We start from the raw sequence: 20,160 nt of genomic DNA on the forward strand, positions 1-20,160 counted from the left end.
TTACAGTACCTCCACGATAACTTTACTAGCAGATTCCAGTGTATCTAAAGCTTCTTTAATCCGCCAAGCAGAACGATCTCGAGGACCGATCGGATTTGAGATAGATCGGACTTCTAAAGCAGGTACACCAAACTCTTTAGCTGCCATCGCAACTCCGTACCCTTCCATCGCTTCTGCTACTGCCATAGGTACACGCTCCAACAACTCTGACGAGGTTTCCCTCGTTCCCGTAACAGTGGATAGTGTCAGGATCGTTCCGGTTTGAGCCGATAATCCCGCTCGTTTTAATGCATCTGTTAAAACCTGAACGCTTTCGTGATCTACCTTCATTCGGGTCGATTCACCAAATCCGAGCTCGTCCAATGGGATAAAGCCTTCACCCGACTCGGCTCCCAAATCTGCACAAAGAATTTCATCTGCAATCACGACTGATCCAATCTCTGCTTTTTGAACGAAACCACCAGCAATGCCCATATTGATAACAAAATCATACTTATTTGCCGTTAACGCTTTCGCTGTTTGAATGCCAGCAGAGATCGGTCCGACGCCTGCTAGCCGTACGTCGATCCTTGGATCAGTACCGATTCCACGTAAAATGGCTTCTCGTTCTGCCGATACAGATGTCATGATTAATATGCGGCGATTGTTATTCATTTAGGTCCTCCGCGCTTTTAGTTAACTTAACTTTTGAATGAAAACAACTTTAAGGTAATTACCTTCTTTGAATTCTTTATGCGTTTTGAAATCTTGTGGCAGCTTGAATTCTTCGATAATTTTATAAGCGCCTCCCGTTTCGGTAAAGGCTTTGTCTATGAATTCTTTAAATTTTCTCATGCCAAACGTGCTGCAGTTGGACGATGCGACAATCACTCCGTCGTGTTCCGTAATTTGGATCGCTTGAGCGAGCAACTCTGGATAATCTTTTCCTGCACTGAACGTATGTTTTTTGGAACGGGCAAAACTTGGCGGATCAAGGATGACGAGATCAAATGACAATTGCTTACGAACGGCGTACTTAAAGTAGTTGAACACATCTTCTACGATGATGTCATGATCTTCATAATTAAGACCGTTCACGCTGAACTGCTCTTGCGTCTTGCTTCGGCTTCTGTTCGCCAGGTCAACACTCGTCGTTTTTGTTGCTCCGCCAAGTGCCGCTGCTACCGAGAACGCTCCTGTGTAGGAAAACGTATTTAATACTGTCTTTCCTTTTGCATACTGATCACGAATGGTTTTACGGACTTCGCGTTGGTCCAAGAATACACCGACCATAGCACCATCATTTAAATAAACCGCGAAGTGAATGCCGTTTTCACGGACGATTAAAGGACTCGGTGCTTTTTCGCCTTCCATAAAATCATCATCGTCAATGTATTTCCCTTTTACTGCAAATCGTTTCTTTTCGTAAATCCCTTTTACTTTAACTAGATTTTTAAGCGATTCTACGATTTCATTCTTAAAATCATAAATTCCTTCACTGTACCATGTGATCACATAATATCCGTTATAATGATCGATTGTCAGTCCGCCGATTCCGTCTCCTTCACCGTTAAAAACGCGGAAAGCCGTCGTTTCATAGTCGTTAAAAAGATTTTCTCTGTGGTCGATCGCTCGTTTTAGTTTCTTTTCGAAAAAGCTTTGGTCGATCACTTCTTGTGGATTTTGGGTAAGTACCCAGCCACGTCCCTTGTTTTGTTTGCCGTAGTACCCTTTTCCAAGAAAAGTATTTTTCTCATCAAAGAGCTCGATGATTGTTCCTTCTTCTTTTACATTGCTGATATTTTGAACAGCATCCTCTGTTATGAGCGGATATCCTGCTTTCAGACCTTTCACATATGAAGTTTTCACTTTTAACCGGACGTTCTTTCTCATAATGTCACCCGTTTCTCATTCTCATTTTGTAATAAAAATACTTTGATCATAAAATAGCTTACTTCATCAGGAAGCAGTTCTTTAATCGGCTTTAACTTTTCTCCGCCAGCCTGCTGGATGGCGTTTTCAATCTCAGGAATATATTCATCAGGAATTAAGTCTTCCATATGGACGTCCATTCCTTCTTGCATGCATTGGATAAGATGACTTTCCACCGTACTCGGAGCCAAATCCCGGTGTTCGGCTATTTCTTCTACCGTCATCTCCTCTTTATAAAACGTGTACGTTTCAAGATGAGAATCCGGAGTCGACTTTTTCGGTTTGGGGTCTGTCCCCGGGACAGACCCCTTCACGGCATTTTCTTTGCGTTCAGGATTTTGCACTAAAAATTCTGTGATGCTTTCAATAAAATGTTCGCCATATTTTTCAAGTTTATTTTGACCGACGCCTGTCACGGTCAAAAATTCACCTTTTGTCTCAGGCAGTTTTACACACATGTCCTTTAACGCGGTATCTGCAAAAATAACAAACGGTGGAACGTTTTCTTTTTCTGCAATTTCTTTACGAACTTTACGAAGCTCTTCGAACAACGGATCATCTGCTGCCACTTGCTTCGTCTGAACGGCTTCTTTTCGCTTCACAATTTCTTTTCCAAGAAGAACGTCTTTTCCTTTTTCTTTTATATATAGGGTTGGAAAAGAACCATGTTCAACGGCAATAAGTTCTTGTGAAATAAAAAATTCAATAAAGTCCGTCACTTCTTTTAAGCTTTTTTCTTTCATCATGCCGTACGTTGGCAGCTTATGAAACCTAAGCTCGAGCACCTTTTTGTTCTTCGATCCTGTCAGCACTTGAGCGATGATCGTTTTTCCAAACCTTTTCTGACCCATTCGAACAATACACGACAACACGATCTGGGCTTCTCTTGTAACCTCGATACTTTCACGTGAATCCGTACAGTTGCCGCAGCGCCCGCATGGAGGTGTTTCAACCTCGCTAAAATAACGGACGATCGACGTTTGCAAACAGCTTTCGGTGTGGCAATAATCCACCATTAGCTGAAGTTTTTCTAATTCTTGTGAGATACGATCTTGTTCACTCGATTGGTCGATTAAAAAGCGCTGCACTTGAACGTCTTGCGAAGAATACAGCAAGATACACTCACTCGGAAGACCGTCACGGCCAGCACGGCCAGCTTCCTGATAATAACTCTCCATATTTTTTGGCAGCTGATAGTGGATCACATACCGTATGTTCGATTTATCGATTCCCATCCCGAACGCGGATGTGGCTACCATTACGCTGGATTCATCCTGCAGAAACTGTTCTTGCTGTTCCATACGTTCCTGATCATTCATACCCGCATGATAGCGAGAAACGTGTATACCGTTCTTCTTTAAATTTTCGTACAATTGATCAACGGTCTTTCGTGTTGCCGCATATATAATCCCAGCTTCTTTTTCGTTCTTTTTGATAAAATCCTTCAAAAATGAAAGACGGTCTTGTCCTTTAATCACCGAAAATGAGAGGTTCTCCCTCTCAAATCCTGTTAGTACAGTCTTGTTTTCATCGATATCCAAGGACCAGCAAATATCCTGGCGAACTTTTGGTGTGGCAGTAGCCGTCAGTGCCAGAACGACCGGACGTTTTGGCAAATTTCCAATCATGCGCTGAATTCGCTGATAGCTTGGACGAAAATCATGTCCCCATTGCGAGATACAATGCGCTTCATCCACTGCTACTAAAGGAATATGGAGTTGTTTTAGGTGATCCATAAAGTCATAGGATTCTAGTCTTTCTGGTGCAATATATAAAAGCTTATACTTTCCTTGTTTCGTTTTCTCGATTCGGTCTCTCGTCTCACTGGCCGTTATCGAACTGTTGATATAGGCGGCAGAAATGCCCAATTGGAGCAAAGTATCTACTTGATCTTTCATTAAAGAAATTAACGGAGAAATAACAATCGTTGTTCCTTCAAAAACTAGGGCAGGAATTTGATAACAGATCGATTTCCCCCCGCCTGTCGGCATCACACAAAGGGTATCTTCTTTAGCCAAAACAGATTGAATCGCCTGCTCCTGTCCATTCCGGAATGAAGAGTAGCCGTAATGCAACTGAAGCATCTCTTTTGCTCTTTGTATCAAAACTTGTATGTCCTCCTCCGGCTTCGTTATCTCTTGATTATATAGGTACTATCACAACATAGCAAAGGCACTTCATGGGTATAGAGTTCACAAAAACGGCAGACTTGCGTAAGAGTGACAATTATCGAAATGTGATACATTAAGAAGTGGAGAAAAAGAAGGGAGTTTTTATTATGACGAATGAGGAAAAAAACAATGCGTTCCCACCTAAAACATGTACGATTGAAAGACTTGTAACGATGCCTGAAGATGTTGAAAAAGTAATTGCCGGCAAGAAAACAGCGACGCGCCGAAACGGCAGATACGCCGATATCGGTGAGATTATGGAGTTAAAAGGGCATAAATTCGTAGTAGAAAACGTGTATCGACAATCACTCGGTGAACTGACAGACGAACATGCCAATCATGAAGGATTCGAAACGGTAGAAGCCTATAAAGAAGCTATTTTATCATACCACCCAGGAATGCCTTGGCTTCCGCACATGCAAGTATGGGTACACGAATTCAGTCCAGTTAAGGGCTAAGTTCACGAAGCCTGATGGAATTATTATATAAAGTTTTTTTATATATTCATATTCTTAGCGTCATCGCATCCATTGGACCATTTTTTATTTTGTTTCCGATCGTAAAAAAACTGCGAACGGCAGATGGTGCAGAAATGGATGCCCATCTTGCTACCTTTCGCTTTATCGTGTGGCTAGCCAAACATGCCGGTCATGTTCTCGTCGGATCAGGAATACTTCTCGTTATTTTCGGTCCATGGACTTGGGATACTCCTTGGTTGTTAGCAACACTATTTATCCTATTCTGTTCGCTTTTCTTTTTGGCTCGTGCTTTTTCCCCGACATTGAGGAAATTTAATGAAGAAGAGCCTGATAAGTACATGTTGGCAGATAAGCTAAAAAAAGCGGTATGGATCTATATTATTTTATTATTAATCATGCTCTGGTTTATGGTAGTGAAACCGTATTTGTGGTAGATCGAATGGAAGCTGACCGATGTTGGTCAGCTTTTTTTGTGATTTATGAAGGCGTGTCCGTTTCAGAAGGACATTTTTTTGAATTTGTGGATTGAGACCTGAAATTTGTGGATTCGGCGTTAAAACTTTTGGATTGAGTATGATTATTTGTGGATTCAACTCTGTTTTTTCTGGATTACCTGTAATCGGTGTCTTTTTGAAAAAGAGTTTTCTTTTATAAGAAGAATACACCTCTATATGTAGAATTAATATAGTAATAACTTCTACATATAGAATGGAGAGAACCTGTCATGCCATTGCACCCTATTACAGTAATAGAAATCACTTTTACCGTCATTTTTCTTAGTGCTTTATTCATTATTGCTATGCGTATTCCGAAATTCAAAAGAAACATCGGGTTGTATTTCGCCTGCTTGATAACGGTTATGGTTCTTGCCTTTTTTCTTATTCGTCCACATTGGATTAATCACCAAGTGTCCATTAAAAAAGAGCAGCTGCATGCATACTTAGAGAAAAAGTATCCAGGTGAAGAATGGAAAATCACTAGAAATATAGGTCGTCAATACAACCCTTATCATCTAGTAGTAGAATTTGATAACGTGAAAGGTTGGACTTATATTTATTGGGTTAAGGACGCTGCGAACATTAAGCAAACGGGTTATTCAATGCCGAGTGATGAGACAAGAAAATCGAAGGCAACCATTTTCAGCGTCGCGATTGGTATTCAAAAACTCTTTCTATCAAATGATTTCGTATCATTTACAAGAGACCCGCTATGATAAACACCATTTATCGAACGGTCACGCCACGCCACTGTTGAATCGTAAAAATCTCCAGCCGTATCTACTTCTGTTATTAATACGCCGGCCACATTCCGGCGCAGACGCCCAATTGTAACTCCATCCGCTCTAACAAAAAAGGCTGGCCAGCAGCTTTCTTTTGCTGAACTGTTGCTTGCGCTGATCCATATAAAATTGTTTGCAGCATAGCTTGTCATCGTTGCTGGCATTGTAATTTCAGGGTATGTTACGCCGTGGTTATACGTTAAATTCTCTATCCCCACTGCAGATTTTATAGCCTCTAATCTTTCCGGTCCGATGTTCGCGGCATGATACGAATGAAACATTACCTGAACACCTTTTTTCTTATACACACGGTAAAGTTCAGGGTAGCGATAATCATGACAGATTTGAGTTCCGCACTTAATTCCGTTAATTTCATACGTGCAAAAATAATCCCCGGCTGTATAATGAGCCAAATCCCCTGTTTGTTCTGTTTCATCTCCTGCACAAAACATCTTATCGTATCGATCTACCAGTTTTCCTTCAGCATTTATGATATATAAACTATTGTGAGGTTTATGATTTCCGCTTAACGGGTGTGTTGTTCCTAAAACGACCCAAATTCTAAGTTCACGGGCGTAATCCAAAATCTCAACTGTACAATTTTTAAGCATTACCCAATCAAACTCCTCAAGTGAAGGCATGTCAGTCCCTGCATAACCAGAAAGTGCTGCTTCAGGAAAATGGGCTACGTCCGCTCCGTTTTCTTTCGCTTGCCGCATCTGTTTCATGATGTACTTTTGGTTTTTCTTAATATCAGCCGAAACAGGAAACTGGCACGTCGCAATGGTCATCCTCATCAATATTCACCCCGTCTAAGTTTGATATTTTTTATGATTATACTACATTAAAAATCATGTAAACCCTTTCATTTTTACATTAGTGTAAATATTTTAAAAATTTATATAATTCCCCTTGTTACGCCCCTTTTTAGCTGTTATGATAGTGAACATTATTTCTAAAACACCTATGGAGGAGCGCAGCATCATGAAAAAAATTCTTTTGATCTTATTCATTGTTTTACCTTTTCTAGCACAACTCGTTGTTTTACCATTCGTAAACCGGATCGATCCCATTATTTTAGGACTGCCGTTTTTTCAGTTTTGGTTGTTTTTATGGATCGTTTTAACTCCTTTTTGCACCTTTGGTATTTATCAACTACAGAAATCAGAAGGAGGCTTGGATTAAATGCAAGGAAACCTTACAGCACTGTCCATCACCATACTTATCATTTTAACCGTTGTTTTAATTGGATTTGTTGCAGGCAGAGACAAAGCTACCCGTAGTTCTGTTGAGGAGTGGTCTGTCGGCGGGCGACGTTTTGGCGGTCTGCTTGTCTGGTTTTTAGTTGGAGCTGACCTCTATACCGCCTATACATTCCTGGGGTTAACGAGTACCGCATATACGGCAGGAAGTCTTGCCTTTTTTGCAATTCCTTATTCTGTTCTTGCCTACTTTATCTCGTATTTTTTCCTTCCAAAACTTTGGAAAGTGGCTAATCACCATAAGCTGACGACTCTAGCAGACTATGCGAGAGAGCGCTTTGACTCGAAGCTCCTTTCTTCTCTTATCGCTATCGTTGGTGTGCTTATGCTTATTCCTTATATCTGCCTGCAGCTAAGCGGTATTCAAGATACGCTAAAAGTGGCTGGGACAGGCTTTATCAATGTGGAAGTGGTCGTCATTACCTCGTTTTTCCTTGTCGCTCTTTATACGTTTTTCAGTGGAATCAAAGGGCCTACTTATACGGCAATTTTAAAAGATGTCCTCGTGTGGGCAATCATGCTGTTTATGGTTGTTTCCCTTCCGATCATCCATTTTGGCGGCTGGAACCCGATGGTCGACAAGATGGTAACGGAAGCACCACATCTGCTTACGATTCCGGACGCGGGACCTAAGGGCATTCCATGGTTCATCACGGCATCCCTCGTTTCTGCTCTCGCATTGTTCATGTGGGCGCATGCAGCAACAGGCGTGTTTACCGCAAAAAGTGCCGATGCCATTCGAAAGAACGCTTTATTTTTACCGCTATATAATATCGTGCTTATTCTTGTCGTTTTTCTTGGCTTTATTGCCTTTTTGGTACTGCCAGATGGAACCGACCCACGCTTTGCGTTATTGCGGTTGATTCAAACCTCTTATGGGGGTGTCGCTCAAGGTCTTGCTTATTCGACAATTGCACTTGCCTCACTTATCCCGTGTTCGATTATGGCAATTGGTGCATCCAATTTGTTTGCGAATAACATTTACCGCGATTTGATCAATCCAAAAGTAAAAGGAGCTAAACTAACCATGATTACGCGTGGCATGGTCTTTGTTGTCATTGGACTAGCCTTATTATTTGGACTCGTTTTCCCTACAGCTCTCGTTTCCCTTCAGTTATTGGGCGTCTCCGGCATGGTGCAGATTTTCCCAGCCATCGTCGTGAGTCTATTTTGGAGAAACCAAACGAGAGAAGCGACCATTATCGGTCTTGTTGTTGGATTAGCTGTAACGTTTATCGTTTACTCAACTGGTTTCTCTTTCGGAATTTATGAAGGATTCTGGGGACTTGTGGCAAACTTTGCAACCATTGTTGCTATAAACCCGCTATTTGTGAAAAAAGCGAAGTTCTCAACGAATGCTGTAAAAAATTATTTATTTGACGAAGTATCCAAGAAAACTGAATACGTGCAGAAAGGTGCATAAATGAAAGAGGATGACAATTGGTCATCCTCTTTTTTTGGGCTAGTGCCTGTATATGATGTCTAACAGTCTAAAAAATCAGTTTAGAGTAACAAAAAATGGGCGTTTGCATAGACTACTTCGACTTTATTTTTTGGAGGTAAGCTTATGAGTTACCACTATCGGGATGCACAACAAGCACCGAGCGGATCGCAAATGAATTATGAACAACATGCGCTGCTACAATCATTAAGGCTTATCAGAGAAGCCATTCAGGGTGAAAAAGATGATGCACGCTTTTATGAATATTTAATTTCGGTAGCATCTACTAATGAAGAAAAACTAATCATCGCTTCTATTCGTAATGATGAAAAGAAACATAATCAGTTATTCAAACAAATCTACAAAGATATTACGCATCAAGATGTGCCCGCTACAAACGGTGCTGCTTTCGAAAAACCAGATTCATATGTGGATGGCATTACAAAAGCATTATTTGGAGAACTTAAGGCAGTTGAAAAATATCGTGAAATTCGAAAAGGACTTCCTAATACGTATTACAGAGATATTTTGTTCGACATCATTACAGATGAAATGAAGCATAGCGCGAAATACAATTATCTCTATACCCTCAACCAATCTCGAGCCCATGAAACAGACGATGGAGTTCAAGCCACAAGCACCCCTGACCAATGGGTGATGTATATTGATCCGCTTGTAAAAAGAGCACTCAAAGAATCGCAAGAAGGGATCAACCTCACACACCTTTTTCAAGAATTCATCCTCTCTGGTGTACTAGTCGGGCAAGGGTACACACCTGACGAAGCGATCGAACTCGTTGAAGGATGGGAAAAGACAGGCGAATCTAAACTGTTAAAAAAGAGTAAGATGCCGGGAAAGCCACAACGATAAGGAGAGAGAGGAATGGAACAAACAGAGGGATACACAATGCCTTTTATTGGAGATCTGTTTCCGGAGATGAAGGTTCATACCACCCTTGGGGAAATTGTCCTTCCAACAAGCTATCAAGGACATTGGTTCGTATTATTCAGTCACCCTGGTGATTTCACACCCGTCTGTACGACAGAGTTTGTAGCTTTTCAAAAACTCATGCCTGAATTTACGAAGCTGGATACCTTTTTAATTGGTTTATCCGTTGAACAGGTCTACTCGCACATGAAATGGATCGAATGGATTAAAGAAAATCTTAAAGTGGAGATTACTTTTCCAATTATTGCAGATAGCTTAGGAAAAGTTGCTATGAAACTAGGAATGATTCATCCTACAATGGGCACAAGAACGGTTCGAAGTGTTTTTATCGTTGATCCGACAGGGAAAATTCGAATTATCTTAACCTACCCAGAAAGTGTCGGACGAAACATCCATGAAATTTTGAGGAGCGTAAAAGCCTTACAGACCGCTGATGCCAATCAAGCCGCGACTCCAGCAAACTGGCCTAGAAATGAGCTTATTGGAGACCGGTTGATCGTGCCGCCAGCAAGTACCATTCAAGAAGCCAATAAGCGAGCGGAGCAAGCAAAAGCAGGAGAGATTCAATGTTATGACTGGTGGCTTTGTTCCAAACCCCTTTCATAAATCGGTCAAACTTGGCTCATAAAGATGTTTTTAAACCTTTGTGGGTCTTTTGTTTTTCTTGGTAGTGTTGGTGTTTGTCGAAATTGGATAAATCCAAAATAACGTGGGATTATTCTATTTAACGTTGGATATATGCCGAATAACGTTTGATAAAACCAAATTAACGTGGGAATATTTTGGTGTGTCTTCTCGATATTAACATTTCATTATTATGTCCTTTCTGCAATTACACTTCCTCCTTTTACTATGTCTTTCCTCTCTACTTGCACAAAAAAAGAGTCGACATCAAGAAAGGGATACCCTTCCTTGATCAAACTCTTTCACTTTTTGCCGTTTTAATTTTATAGATGAAGTAATAGTACTTATAAAAAATGATTATGACCAGTACGGTTCTTACAATCGTACTCTCCGCTAGAATAAATGCGACTGCAATCATCGTGTCTGCAAATAAGTTAATGAGGACCTTTTGTTTGAGTGTCAACGATCGGTTCTTTACAAACGACTCTAGATGCTGTTTATAAATAGAAGTACCCTTAAACCACACTTCAAACTTCTTAGAGCCTTTCACAAAAAAATAGGAAGCGAGCAGTAAAAAAGGGGTTGTCGGAATTAATGGTAAAACGATTCCTATGACCCCTAAACCAAGAAAGAAAAATCCCAATCCTACAAATATGATGTTTTTGATTTTCATTGGAATTCTCACTTCCTTCCCCTTCAAACTTAAATGGTTCCGTTCACACTTTTATATAATAAACGACGCTCCTTTCTTAACGGAGCACTTTCAAAAAATGCAGCTTCTTCTTCTGTTTCTGGTATCACACTTGGTACGGGAGATGGCTTTCCATTCTTATCAATCGCAACCATCGTAAGAATAGACGTGGTGTTCAGTGTACGGCTACCCGTCTCTAAGTTCTGACATTCCACTTTTACATAAACCTCCATTGAGGTTCTGCCCGTTGATATCACAACGCCTTCCAGAATTAATATATCGCCCACTTTTGCAGAAGATAGAAAGTTCACATTGTCGATTGAAGCTGTCACAACTACCTTTTTGCTATGTTTCATGGCTGCAATTGCTGCAATCTCATCAATGTACGATAATACCGTTCCTCCAAAAATGGTTCCCATGTGATTCGTGTCAGGAGGTAATACAAGCTTTGTCTGAATCGTTCTTGAAATGTTGGATGAAAATGTCTGCTCCATACCTTTCCTCTTTTCCGGAGTTCAATCACTACTCCTGTACTATTCTCGGGAGTTGGTAGGAGGGACAAATAAAAAAACCATCACAAAAGGATGGGTCACAAAAACGCAAGAATACTTAACAGAAAATGACTATTAAAATACCCCTCGTCTTATCTTCCCAACTCCCGAAGAAGATGAACGCTATAAAAATGGCAGGTCTCCTGACTTGTGCTTCACTCTACTTTAAGCCCTTCCCGTCCTTAGACAGTGGTTTTGCTTATTTCGTCAGCACTTACAGTTGCGGGTACAGCTCTGGAATTTCACCAGATTCCCATTTAAGTCTTTACTAGACACCAAGATTATCGGATTGTTCTATTAAGTTAGTCTTTCTTCTTTTATTATAGGGTGCTGTCAGATTGCTGACAACCTAAGCTAAATATAATCTTTTCAAATCCTTTACAAATCAGGCTTCTCTGTTCATATTTCCTTTAAATTCACGTGATATGCTGAAAAAAAGACTGGGGAGGTTTTCTTATGATACGTCCAACTGCTTTAATACTGACTGCACATTACGGAAGCGGTCATATCCAAGTAGCAAATGTACTAGCAAGTGAACTTCGCAATAGAGGGTATGATCCTATCATTTCGGATTTATTTGGAGAATCTTATCCACGTATTTCTCAAATCACACAATCTTTATTCATTAAGAGCTTCTCCTATGGCCATTCCTTTTACAAGTGGTGGTATTATGGGACAAATAAATTACATTCGAAAGGCATCGCCCAATTTTCCCGCTATCTTGGCAGAAAGAGGCTGCAAGAGCTTATTACAAAACACCAGCCTCAATTTGTTATCTCAACCTTCCCCCTGAATTCAGCTCCCTTTTTAATAAAAAAAGCGAGATATAAGATACCAACGTATACCGTTATTACGGATTATTGCGCACATCCCTTTTGGGTCAACCCACTCATCGATCAGTATTTTGTTGCGTCAGATGCTGTAAAAGACGGACTGATTCAGGATCATAACATTCATCAAAAACGCATTACCGTAAGCGGAATCCCCATCCAGCCTAAATTTGAGCGAGATGTGGATATGGACGCCGTTTATGAAAAGTATAAGATTTCTCCAAAAAAACAAGTCGTTACCGTCCTTGCAGGAGCACAAGGCGTTTTGAAAAACGTAAAAGAAATCTGCCTCAACCTACTAGAGAACTCTGACTCTCAACTCGTAACCATTTGCGGAAACAACAAAGAACTTTATGAAAAACTTCTTCCGCTTACGCTGATCTATCCAGACACGTTTAAACTGTTTGGTTATGTAAAAGAGATTCATGAGGTTTTTTCCATAACTCATTGTTTAATTACTAAGCCAGGAGGCATCACCATAACGGAAGCGGCAGCTTTACGAGTTCCTTTAATTCTATATCGTCCTGTTCCTGGGCAAGAAGCTGAAAACGCGAAACACTTTTACAACAAAGGAGCTTCCGTAACATCCTACACCGTTGCTAAAACATGTGAACACGTAGAAAGAATTCTAGAAGATACAAAGGTTGCAAGACGTATGAAAATAGGACTAAATACTATTCATATTGCTCAATCTGCAAAACTGATTTCAGATTACTCCATCCACAAGACCGAACGTCAATCCTCATTATCACGTTAGGAGGCAGAGAAATGGATACAACTTCACATATTGTAATCGGGTTGGGATTAGGTGCTCTTGCTCAGATAGACCCTGTGGTAGCAAACAGCTCACTCTCATCTGCCGTTGTGTTAGGAACGGTCATCGGCTCAAATGCACCTGATTCGGACTGCATCTATAAGCTGAAAGGAAAAGGAAGCTATTTCAGAAACCACCGTGGCTGGTCGCATTCTTTACCTGCCCTTCCATTATGGGGTCTTGCGATATCTGGAATCATCCATCCTTTTTTCCCTGATTCCTCCTTTTTGCATCTATTTTTGTGGACATTTCTTGCTGTGATTTTGCATGTTGGTTTTGATCTTTTCAACGTGTATGGAACACAGAGTTTAAAACCATTCTCCTCAAAGTGGGTGTCCTTTGATTGTATTCCTTTAGTAGACCCACTCATATTAGGGCTTCACGTTACGGGTTTTGTGCTTATGCTTTTCTTCGAGCCCGGTATTATTTTCTTATGGATTTATGGAGCAATCTCTTTACACCTACTGTATCGAACGGTTTATGCGGTGAGGATTCATAAGCATCTGAGACTTTATTATCCTGTTGCAAAACGGATCAAGGTCATTCCAAGACCTGATCTTTTATCGTGGGACTTTTTAATTGAAACAAAGGAAGAATTCATATTTGGGAGCTATACAGCTACAAAAATAAAAATTGAACACAAACTAGTGAAAAAAGAGGAGTATCTTGAGCTGATCGCTGACAGCAAGAAAGAACGAGACATATCAGATTTTCTTGCTTCAACAGAGTATGCCTATCCTTTTGTAAAAAAATCTAAGACAGGTTACTTCGTGATGTGGAAAGATCTTCGTTTTCGTATGAACAAAACGTATTTTCCTTATCTCTCTATCCTGTTTATCAGCGAGGATTCCACGTACAAAGCAACATATACTGATAAACTATATTCTCTAAAAAGTTACCGTAAAGTCATGAGGGATTTGGAATATGGCTCTATTAGGGATAAGAAGTTTGTAAATAAACCTTACTTGCGAACAAGCTAAAATAATTTTAACGAAGGGTGTCCGACACTAGTTGGAGCACTCTTTTTTCAGTAAAAAAGGTTCATGAGGTGACCATACAACCTCATGAACCTCTATTTCTATTAAATCTGCGAGTTCATAACAAAAGCAACTAATCGCCAAGCACCATCTCCAAGCTGACCTGTAATTTCAAGGTCAATCTCTTTACCTGCGCTTCCTCCGTCCAGCTCAAAGCTTAACCATTTGAATTGACCGGCATCTAATGTACGGCCAGTTTCAGCTAATAGCTTGTTATCTGAACGGATAATCGTATTTGCCGATCCATACATCGAATCACCCGTAAGAAAGTATACGTTATGGCTTCCCGCAGGAACCGCGACTCTAAAAATAATCAGCTTTTCTCTTGATGCAATTAAATCTCGCTGCAAAGAGTCAGCATTGCTTCGGTCTCTACCAAATGGCAGTGTCCCAACCCATCCATAGCCTTTTACGGAGTCCCATGTATCTTCCGGAACTAAACTTTTGTAAGTTGCAAGAGTGGGTGTTGAATTAAGACCTCCATCTAGTGCAAGCAGAGCATCATCGCCTGAAAGCGCTGAGACGACTTGAATGTCACGAGGCGGACCATATACAACCGTTTCTCCGGCATCCACTTCAACACGGAGTCTTTCAGCTGCAGGTATTCCTGCTGGGGGGTTGACCATTACCAAAAATTCTAATTCAGCTGATGGTTCAATGACCTTCGTAACAGCTTCACTTTGCCAACCATCTGGAACAGGAATGTTTACCGTTACCTTTACTGGTTTTGCAGTTCCATTACTGAGCATTACTTTTACTGGATTCGGCTGCCCTGCCATCATCGTATCCGCCGCCATTCCCGTTATGTCTACTCCACCCATTCGAACAGCCCCAGCTTTTCCGTTTTTTACAGTGAAAGAAGCAAGCGTAACTGCAACAGCATCCGTACTGCTTGGAGAAGAAACGACGCGATAATTTGAATTCCATGATTTATGAGTTACATGACAACTCACATATCCGCGATAATCACCATCAAAGAATTTCACATGCTGATTAACAGGAAGTGCCGCTTCGATTTGGTTTTTCCATCCACATCCTGAACTGATTGACGTACCCACAAATTCTGTAGCCAACGTTTTAGAGCTTGGATTATTAAAATCTTCCTTCAGATCATTTACCCAGCTGGAATGCCAGTCGCCGCTTAACACAATTGGATTAGAGGGCTTATATTTTTTTATAAAAGTAAAAAGGCGGTCTCGGTCAGCTGAATAGCCATCCCACTGATCATGATTGACGCTTATGCCTTCTCCTGGATCATAATCGTATTGTGCCATCATGGTCTGCTGAGCAATTACGTTCCATTTTGTTCTTGAATCACGGAGATTCTTTAACAGCCATGCCCCTTGCTCAGAACCTACTAGCGTTCGATTAGGATTAGACGCCTCAGGGTCAAGTGGCCCACTTGGAAAACCGCTCCCTACTTGATTATCTCGGTATTGGCGTGTATCTAAAATACTAAACTCAATTAAACTGCCGAACGTAAACTTGCGATAAAGAAGCATGTCTGGACCGTTTGGCTTTGAACGGCGTCTTAAAGGCATGTGCTCATAATACGCCTGAAAAGCGGCTGCACGAACTTGTAGAAATCGTTCACGTTCCCCTTCAGGATAGTTAGGATCGGAAATATCATCTGACCAATCATTATCTACCTCATGGTCGTCAAATGTAACGATGAATGGAAACTTTGCATGCGCTGCCTGTAAATCCTGTGACGTTTTATATTGCGCATGAAGCAGACGGTAATCTGTCAGGGTTTCTGTATCTCCCTTTTCATAGATGTAATCTCCTAAATGAAATACAAAATCAAAATCTTCATCCACCATGTTGCGATAAGCCGAGAAATGCCCTCCTGTCCAAGCCTGACATGAAGCAATACCAAATGAAAGGCTCTTTACATTATCATCACGTTCTGGAGCTGTTTTCGTTCTTCCTACTGGACTTATCTCATTACCTACTTTAAACCGATAATAGTATTCTTTTCCAGCCTGTAAACCATACACTTCTGCGTGCACGGAATGGCCAAGTTCTGGAGCTGCAATCTCACTACCTGAAAGAACGACTTTACTAAATTCCTCATCATATGCCATTTCCCATTGAACGGAAACGTACTTATTTTCCATACCGCCTTTTCCATCCTCTGCAAGAGGCTCTGGTGCAAGTCTTGTCCAAAGTACAACGCTGTCAGGTAATGGATCTCCTGAGGCTACTCCAAGTGTAAAGGGTGAATCTAAAAACACGGGTGTTGCTTCAACATCCTCTGTTCTATTGATGGCCGGAACAGATAGACCGATAGCCGTTATAGCAGCTGATTTTCCCGACGTTTTAAGGAAATTTCTTCGGTTCATTTTTTCAGTAGAAAAGTCTTTTAACCATTTTTCAAAACCCACTAGACCCACTCCTTTTATTGATTATGTAAGATAACTATTCTGATTGTATGTAAGAATAATAAACTGGTCATTACAGCCATATAAAGTTTTGTAAAGACTTCAGACAATGACTTTCGTTTTTATCTCAGCAGATAATGTGCTAATCACCTATACCAAAATAGGACAACTTGAATAAGATATCTTAATGTCTGGTTTAAAAATTTGAGGTGAAACAATGAAAAAAAGATTTGAAGCAAAACTTAGAGGAAGAAATGAAGTACCCCCTGTAAAAACAAATGCTAAAGGGGAAGCTAAATTTCTTGTGAACAAGGATTGTACAGAAATTAAATTTATATTAAAAGTTGAAAATATTAAAAACTTTATCCAAGCACACATTCACGTAGGTGGACCTGATGTAAACGGCCCAGTCGTTGCTTTCCTGTTCGGAGCTGATTTGGACACACTAGCTGAGCAAAACGGCATAACCACTTGTAAAGGTATTGTAACAGGTGTCATTACAGACGAAGATATCGTAAAAAATGATGCATGTGTTAAATCCGTTAGAGAATTAGTGAAGCTGATGAAAAAAGGCTGCACGTATGTGAACGTTCATACGGAACAGAATATAAACGGTGAGATTCGCGGACAAATTAGACGCGTACATCACTAATAGAAAAGCAAGCAGAACGAAAAAAGGACGATCACTGGGTGGATCGTCCTTTTATTGCTTATATTATAAAATTCATTTCTTTTATTCTTTCATCCAGCAATGAAAAGAGTTCCAGTAATTTATCTTTTGGGATGCTGTCATAGCTATCGCCGGTACTCGCTTCAAAAAAACATTCATTCTTTCCAGTCTCTCTTAAATTCCCGGTCATACCGATATTTGTAGCTCTATATATTTCTGCAAGCAGGTCATCCATTCTCTCTTTTGGTTCATCGAAATGAACATGAAACATGTTGGATACAGGTACTTCAGGGATGGTTTTAACTCTGTTGCATTGATTAAAAAGTTCTGCAAGTTCTATAGCATTTTCAAAATACTTCTGCATCTTGTCTTTTCGCTCATCAAAATTAGTATCTGCACTGATGATATACGGATTCAGACTGATCAAATCACCGCCATGACGTCTTTTCCAAACTTTTGATTGATTCGTAAAAGATTTCTCGCCTGCTAATATTGCTCCAGCGACTCCACCGATCCCTTTATAGAAGGACACATAAACACTATCAAAAAGAGCACAAACCTCAGCAGCAGTTTTTTTATAGTATGGAAGAATTTCAAAAAGTCTTGCGCCATCTAAATGCAGTTTGATCTCTTTGCTTCTGCAAAAGTCAGAAATTCCAACAAGTGTCTCATAGTCAGGCAGCTGACCACCGATTTCGCGCTGAGGCAATTCGAGCAATACACATGAAACGTCTTCCTTCATGTTTACAACATCCTCTAATGTAATAACCCTGTTCTTATCTGCTAGCAAAACCGAATCTATATGATGCAGTTTTTTTAATCCTTCTTCTTCGTGAATTTCTAAATGACATAGTGGGTGATAAGCGACTCGGTTTATTCCTTTTTGATCACACCATATGCGCAAGGCAATCTGCTGTGCCATCGTACCACTTGGGAAAAACACCGCTGATTCTTTCCCTAGAAACTCAGCCATCTTTTCCTGAAAGTCTTCAATTACTTTACCTTCACCGTAAAGATCACTCTCTTGCTCGCCGTCAACTTGGTCCAATGCATCTTTTAAAACTTGAACATTCCGTATACCATGGCCGGTTATTTGGTACTTTGTTTTTCTATACGATTCTTTTAACAGATTTTTTTCTCCCAAAAAGGGATCCCTCCTTTTGTAATCCATATATTCTTACATAAATCATAACAGATAACTGTTAGGTAACATCTGCATTTATCCATTTAAAAAAGGATTCCCTGAGAGGAAATCCTGCCGTACAAAAAGGGAGTAAACCTATTCTTCTTTTGCACCATCTTCTGCAATCGCTCTTAAATCTGCGTAAAAAAAGTCATCATTACATAGCGGTGAGTGCTCTTTATCATTTATCATGTTGGCTTTTTTTATTATTTCCGAACCTTCGTTTGTGTCATTTAGATGTATACTGTCGGCTATTTCTTGAAATTCATTTTCTTTATTTTTCATCATTCATCCCTCCTATGTTTGTTAACTTCCCCAAAACGGAAATATTTTACACTGTTAATTTAGGGCAATAAAAAACCCCTGGTGCACAGGGGTTTGAATTTCAATCTGTTTTTACCGGTAATCCTTCTTTTTGCCAGGAAGAAAAACCTCCTCTTATATTAAGAACATCTTTAAATCCCTTTGCTTGAAGCAAACTTGTGCCAATTGCAGAACGGACGCCAGACTGGCAATGGGTAATGATTGTTTTATCTTTCGGAAGAGATTCGAGCTCATCTTCCAAATTTCCAAGCATATGATGGTGAGCACCAGGTATGTGACCGCTTTCCCACTCACTTTGATTCCGCACATCAATCAGATAAAAATCTTCATTATCTAATAATTTTTTTGCCTCATTTGGGGATATCGATTCATACCCTTCAAGGTTCTTTCCTATCTCTTCCGGTAAAATAAAGCCTTTTACCTGATCGAGCCCAATGGACTGCAACGATTTTTTCACATGAGACAGTTCTTCTTCCTTAACAATTAAGACAATATCTTGTTCATAATTCAATAGCCAACCCGCCCAGTTTGTGAATGAACGGTTATACGGCAAGTTCAAGGAACCCTTAACATGACCCTTCTCAAATTCACCGGCAGGTCTTGTGTCTACTAAAATTTCACCATTACTAAGAGGTAAAGACAGTTTGGGCGTTTTTTCTTTGGTTAACAACTCAGGTCCTGTTTTGTTTAACCTCTTCATCTGTGCAAAATATTTCGGGGGCTCTGGCTGTCCTGCAAGCAATTCTTTCTTAAACAATTCCTCTTCTTTCAACTGGAAAGCCCAATTGAATCTTTTCTCATACCCTAAAGTTGTCATTGGAACTGCACCTAAAGATTTGCCGCACGAACTTCCAGCACCATGAGCTGGCCAAACCTGCAAAAAGTCAGGGTATGCTTCTACTTTTTGGAGAGACTGATACAGCTCTTTCGCTCCCTCTTCAGAAGTTCCAGCTGCTTGGGCCGCTTTTTCAAGTAAATCCGGGCGTCCTACATCACCCACAAAGAGAAAGTCTCCTGTAAATATTCCCATAGGCTCATTAGCTCCTCCGCCTTTATCCGTTAGAACCAATGAAATGCTCTCAGGTGTATGACCAGGTGTATGAAGAACATCAAAAACAACTTTACCAACAGAGAATGTTGATCCCTCTTTTACTAATTCATGATCATATTGAGACAGATATAGGTACTTCCAATCCTTGTCCCCTTCATCAGACATATACAATTTTGCATGATGGTGGTGAGCGAGTTCTCTTGCCCCGGAAAGATAATCAGCGTGAATATGGGTTTCTGCTGCTGCGTTTATGGTTAAACCTTCTTTTTTAGCAACCTCAAGATAAGGTTCAATATTCCTTGCCGGATCGATTACGATGGCTTCTCCAGTCTTCTGGCAGCCGATTAGGTAAGACATATGTGCCAGTTGTTCATCAAAAAATGATTTAAAGTACAAAATAAACTCTCCTTTCGCCTAAAATTCCGTTGATTATACTAATTACGTTTAAAATACCTACCTAGGTATAATACCCAACAAGGATAAGTTTATAACTTCAATCAAAAAAGACAG

The 20,160-nt window shown here is 40.3% G+C and carries 20 protein-coding genes and 1 riboswitch; of the genes, 10 read left to right on the top strand and 10 right to left on the bottom strand.

Annotated features, from left to right (window positions below; genetic code table 11):
* From KUV80_RS16095 to recQ, 3 genes are read right to left on the bottom strand one after another with little or no spacing between them, the layout of a single operon-like run.
* The gene (locus KUV80_RS16095; RefSeq protein WP_222463770.1) at positions 1–654 is read right to left on the bottom strand and encodes a futalosine hydrolase; all 654 of its coding nucleotides are present in this window, start codon (positions 652–654) and stop codon (positions 1–3) included.
* A 21-nt stretch (positions 655–675) separates the two neighbouring features.
* Positions 676–1,872, bottom strand: a complete 1,197-nt coding sequence (locus KUV80_RS16100) for a class I SAM-dependent rRNA methyltransferase (RefSeq protein WP_222463771.1) — start codon at positions 1,870–1,872, stop codon at positions 676–678.
* Positions 1,869–4,016, bottom strand: coding sequence for a DNA helicase RecQ (recQ, locus tag KUV80_RS16105; protein ID WP_222463772.1), 2,148 nt, complete (start codon positions 4,014–4,016; stop codon positions 1,869–1,871). Before recQ ends, KUV80_RS16100 begins: the two co-directional genes overlap by 4 nt.
* A 173-nt stretch (positions 4,017–4,189) precedes the next feature.
* Between recQ and KUV80_RS16110 the strand changes: the two genes are divergently transcribed.
* The 3 genes from KUV80_RS16110 (at position 4,190) to KUV80_RS16120 (ending at position 5,774) form a co-directional block, all read left to right on the top strand.
* Positions 4,190–4,540, top strand: coding sequence for an ASCH domain-containing protein (locus tag KUV80_RS16110; RefSeq protein WP_222463773.1), 351 nt, complete (start codon positions 4,190–4,192; stop codon positions 4,538–4,540).
* A 14-nt stretch (positions 4,541–4,554) separates the two neighbouring features.
* Positions 4,555–4,995 (top strand): hypothetical protein, encoded by a 441-nt coding sequence (locus tag KUV80_RS16115; protein WP_222463774.1) that lies wholly within the window; start codon positions 4,555–4,557, stop codon positions 4,993–4,995.
* Positions 4,996–5,285: 290 nt separating this feature from the next.
* Complete coding sequence (locus KUV80_RS16120; protein ID WP_222463775.1) at positions 5,286–5,774, top strand: hypothetical protein; 489 nt, start codon at positions 5,286–5,288, stop codon at positions 5,772–5,774.
* Here the strand turns inward: KUV80_RS16120 and KUV80_RS16125 are convergent.
* A complete protein-coding gene (locus KUV80_RS16125; protein ID WP_222463776.1) occupies positions 5,720–6,637 on the bottom strand; it encodes a carbon-nitrogen hydrolase family protein in 918 nt (305 codons plus the stop codon). The two genes, KUV80_RS16120 and KUV80_RS16125, sit on opposite strands and share 55 nt — an antisense overlap.
* 187 nt (positions 6,638–6,824) lie before the next feature.
* Here KUV80_RS16125 and KUV80_RS16130 point away from each other — a divergent pair, with 187 nt between their 5' ends.
* From KUV80_RS16130 to KUV80_RS16145, 4 genes are all read left to right on the top strand, one after another.
* Positions 6,825–7,025: a DUF3311 domain-containing protein gene (locus KUV80_RS16130; RefSeq protein ID WP_246625267.1), complete on the top strand. Its 201-nt coding sequence runs from the start codon at positions 6,825–6,827 to the stop codon at positions 7,023–7,025.
* Positions 7,026–8,525 carry a sodium:solute symporter family protein gene (locus KUV80_RS16135; protein WP_222463777.1) on the top strand — a complete coding sequence of 500 codons (1,500 nt, stop codon included), beginning with the start codon at positions 7,026–7,028 and terminating at the stop codon, positions 8,523–8,525.
* 144 nt (positions 8,526–8,669) lie between these two features.
* Positions 8,670–9,413: a ferritin-like domain-containing protein gene (locus KUV80_RS16140; protein WP_222463778.1), complete on the top strand. Its 744-nt coding sequence runs from the start codon at positions 8,670–8,672 to the stop codon at positions 9,411–9,413.
* A gap of 12 nt (positions 9,414–9,425) precedes the next feature.
* The gene (locus tag KUV80_RS16145; protein WP_222463779.1) at positions 9,426–10,097 is read left to right on the top strand and encodes a peroxiredoxin; all 672 of its coding nucleotides are present in this window, start codon (positions 9,426–9,428) and stop codon (positions 10,095–10,097) included.
* Between the two features lie 310 nt (positions 10,098–10,407).
* Here KUV80_RS16145 and KUV80_RS16150 read toward each other — a convergent pair whose 3' ends face one another.
* Both KUV80_RS16150 and KUV80_RS16155 read right to left on the bottom strand, forming a co-directional pair.
* Positions 10,408–10,788, bottom strand: a complete 381-nt coding sequence (locus KUV80_RS16150; RefSeq protein ID WP_222463780.1) for a YbaN family protein — start codon at positions 10,786–10,788, stop codon at positions 10,408–10,410.
* 29 nt (positions 10,789–10,817) lie between these two features.
* Complete coding sequence (locus KUV80_RS16155; protein ID WP_222463781.1) at positions 10,818–11,300, bottom strand: acyl-CoA thioesterase; 483 nt, start codon at positions 11,298–11,300, stop codon at positions 10,818–10,820.
* 173 nt (positions 11,301–11,473) lie between these two features.
* Positions 11,474–11,652, bottom strand: a riboswitch (cobalamin riboswitch).
* 161 nt (positions 11,653–11,813) lie between these two features.
* Here KUV80_RS16155 and KUV80_RS16160 point away from each other — a divergent pair.
* Positions 11,814–12,944: an MGDG synthase family glycosyltransferase gene (locus tag KUV80_RS16160; protein ID WP_222463782.1), complete on the top strand. Its 1,131-nt coding sequence runs from the start codon at positions 11,814–11,816 to the stop codon at positions 12,942–12,944.
* 11 nt (positions 12,945–12,955) lie between these two features.
* The gene (locus tag KUV80_RS16165) at positions 12,956–13,981 is read left to right on the top strand and encodes a metal-dependent hydrolase (protein ID WP_222463783.1); all 1,026 of its coding nucleotides are present in this window, start codon (positions 12,956–12,958) and stop codon (positions 13,979–13,981) included.
* A 101-nt stretch (positions 13,982–14,082) separates the two neighbouring features.
* Here the strand turns inward: KUV80_RS16165 and KUV80_RS16170 are convergent, their stop codons facing one another.
* A complete protein-coding gene (locus KUV80_RS16170; protein ID WP_222463784.1) occupies positions 14,083–16,425 on the bottom strand; it encodes an alkaline phosphatase D family protein in 2,343 nt (780 codons plus the stop codon).
* A 214-nt stretch (positions 16,426–16,639) separates the two neighbouring features.
* On the opposite strand from KUV80_RS16170, the gene KUV80_RS16175 reads away from it, so the two are divergent.
* Entirely contained in the window at positions 16,640–17,074 is a 435-nt protein-coding gene (locus KUV80_RS16175) for a CHRD domain-containing protein (protein ID WP_222463785.1), read from the top strand.
* Between the two features lie 58 nt (positions 17,075–17,132).
* On the opposite strand, the gene KUV80_RS16180 is transcribed toward KUV80_RS16175, so the two are convergent.
* From KUV80_RS16180 to KUV80_RS16190, 3 genes are all read right to left on the bottom strand, one after another.
* On the bottom strand, positions 17,133–18,236 hold the full coding sequence (locus KUV80_RS16180) for a threonine aldolase family protein (protein ID WP_246625268.1): 1,104 nt from the start codon (positions 18,234–18,236) through the stop codon (positions 17,133–17,135).
* 135 nt (positions 18,237–18,371) lie between these two features.
* The gene (locus KUV80_RS16185) at positions 18,372–18,560 is read right to left on the bottom strand and encodes a hypothetical protein (protein ID WP_222463787.1); all 189 of its coding nucleotides are present in this window, start codon (positions 18,558–18,560) and stop codon (positions 18,372–18,374) included.
* Positions 18,561–18,660: 100 nt separating this feature from the next.
* Complete coding sequence (locus KUV80_RS16190; RefSeq protein ID WP_222463788.1) at positions 18,661–20,046, bottom strand: MBL fold metallo-hydrolase; 1,386 nt, start codon at positions 20,044–20,046, stop codon at positions 18,661–18,663.
* Positions 20,047–20,160: the final 114 nt, after the last annotated feature.

Origin of the sequence: Fictibacillus nanhaiensis (assembly GCF_019801215.1) — a bacterium.
GTDB lineage: Bacteria > Bacillota > Bacilli > Bacillales > Fictibacillaceae > Fictibacillus > Fictibacillus nanhaiensis_C.

Coding starts and splice junctions, on each gene's coding strand:
- KUV80_RS16095 (WP_222463770.1), bottom strand. CDS start 654: ATGAATAACAATCGCCGCATATTAATCATGACATCTGTATCGGCAGAA.
- KUV80_RS16100 (WP_222463771.1), bottom strand. CDS start 1,872: ATGAGAAAGAACGTCCGGTTAAAAGTGAAAACTTCATATGTGAAAGGT.
- KUV80_RS16110 (WP_222463773.1), top strand. CDS start 4,190: ATGACGAATGAGGAAAAAAACAATGCGTTCCCACCTAAAACATGTACG.
- KUV80_RS16115 (WP_222463774.1), top strand. CDS start 4,555: ATGGAATTATTATATAAAGTTTTTTTATATATTCATATTCTTAGCGTC.
- KUV80_RS16120 (WP_222463775.1), top strand. CDS start 5,286: ATGCCATTGCACCCTATTACAGTAATAGAAATCACTTTTACCGTCATT.
- KUV80_RS16125 (WP_222463776.1), bottom strand. CDS start 6,637: ATGAGGATGACCATTGCGACGTGCCAGTTTCCTGTTTCGGCTGATATT.
- KUV80_RS16130 (WP_246625267.1), top strand. CDS start 6,825: ATGAAAAAAATTCTTTTGATCTTATTCATTGTTTTACCTTTTCTAGCA.
- KUV80_RS16135 (WP_222463777.1), top strand. CDS start 7,026: ATGCAAGGAAACCTTACAGCACTGTCCATCACCATACTTATCATTTTA.
- KUV80_RS16140 (WP_222463778.1), top strand. CDS start 8,670: ATGAGTTACCACTATCGGGATGCACAACAAGCACCGAGCGGATCGCAA.
- KUV80_RS16145 (WP_222463779.1), top strand. CDS start 9,426: ATGGAACAAACAGAGGGATACACAATGCCTTTTATTGGAGATCTGTTT.
- KUV80_RS16150 (WP_222463780.1), bottom strand. CDS start 10,788: ATGAAAATCAAAAACATCATATTTGTAGGATTGGGATTTTTCTTTCTT.
- KUV80_RS16155 (WP_222463781.1), bottom strand. CDS start 11,300: ATGGAGCAGACATTTTCATCCAACATTTCAAGAACGATTCAGACAAAG.
- KUV80_RS16160 (WP_222463782.1), top strand. CDS start 11,814: ATGATACGTCCAACTGCTTTAATACTGACTGCACATTACGGAAGCGGT.
- KUV80_RS16165 (WP_222463783.1), top strand. CDS start 12,956: ATGGATACAACTTCACATATTGTAATCGGGTTGGGATTAGGTGCTCTT.
- KUV80_RS16175 (WP_222463785.1), top strand. CDS start 16,640: ATGAAAAAAAGATTTGAAGCAAAACTTAGAGGAAGAAATGAAGTACCC.
- KUV80_RS16185 (WP_222463787.1), bottom strand. CDS start 18,560: ATGAAAAATAAAGAAAATGAATTTCAAGAAATAGCCGACAGTATACAT.